Raw genomic sequence first — 348 nt, 5'->3', positions numbered from 1 at the left:
GCTTTCTGCTCAGTTGATTAACAAGGCTGATGAGTCTGTTGTTGGTGAGGGTTCTGCTAAGTTCACTCCGGAGCAGGCTTCTGGTTCTACCAAGGTTGAGATTGTTGTAAATGACTCGGTCAAGGGTGTTGTTGAGAGCGCGGTTGCGTTCGAGACTTTGACCTCGGCTGTTGTTGATAAGGATGGCAACGAGGTTTCTGAAGAGACCAAGATTGCTGAGCACAAGGATCTCAATGATGCTGATCAGACTGTGACCTCGAAGAAGGTTGAGCCGAAGAATCCGGTTATCAAGACCAAGGCTTCTTTGGATGGTGATCAGGTCAAGGCTGGTGCGAAGGTTGTTGACAC

General features: G+C 48.9%; 1 protein-coding gene. It reads left to right on the top strand.

Annotated features, from left to right (window positions below):
- On the top strand, window positions 1–348 hold a 348-nt coding region (locus QP415_RS11005), incomplete at both ends, for a hypothetical protein (protein WP_285100089.1).

The sequence above is a fragment of the Pauljensenia sp. UMB3104 genome (assembly GCF_030217285.1).
Taxonomy (GTDB): domain Bacteria; phylum Actinomycetota; class Actinomycetes; order Actinomycetales; family Actinomycetaceae; genus Pauljensenia.
This window is presented reverse-complemented; position numbering and strand designations above follow the sequence as displayed.